This is a genomic window from Polaribacter sargassicola, assembly GCF_021991835.1.
Taxonomy (GTDB): domain Bacteria; phylum Bacteroidota; class Bacteroidia; order Flavobacteriales; family Flavobacteriaceae; genus Polaribacter; species Polaribacter sargassicola.
Map to the genome: position 1 here is coordinate 1 of NZ_JAHDAU010000166.1, position 301 is coordinate 301.

The 301-nt window shown below is 67.4% G+C and carries 1 protein-coding gene; it reads left to right on the forward strand.

All coding sequences use genetic code 11. The features are described from left to right. On the forward strand, positions 1–301 hold a 301-nt coding region (locus tag KI686_RS16330; RefSeq protein ID WP_237590377.1), incomplete at both ends, for a GntR family transcriptional regulator.

The following is a 301-nucleotide window of genomic DNA, read 5'->3' on the forward strand; positions in this document are numbered from 1 at the left end:
CATGGTCAGCCGGCGTCCCCTGTATTCAAGGATCTACGCGGCGATGGCCGACCGCATCCATTCGGGGGAGTGGACGGAGGGAATGCGCCTGCCGAGCGAGGAGCGACTTCGCGACGAGTTCGAAGCGTCGCGCGGGACAGTGCGTCAGGCGCTCGCGCTGCTGCGTACGGAAGGCCTGATCACCGGTGGTCGCGGCGCGCCTCCGAGGGTGCAGCGGCTCGTGCCGTCGCAGCCGTTCGATACGTACATCTCCTTCACCGAATGGGCCGAATCGATGGGCAGGGAGCCGAGCCGGAAGGTG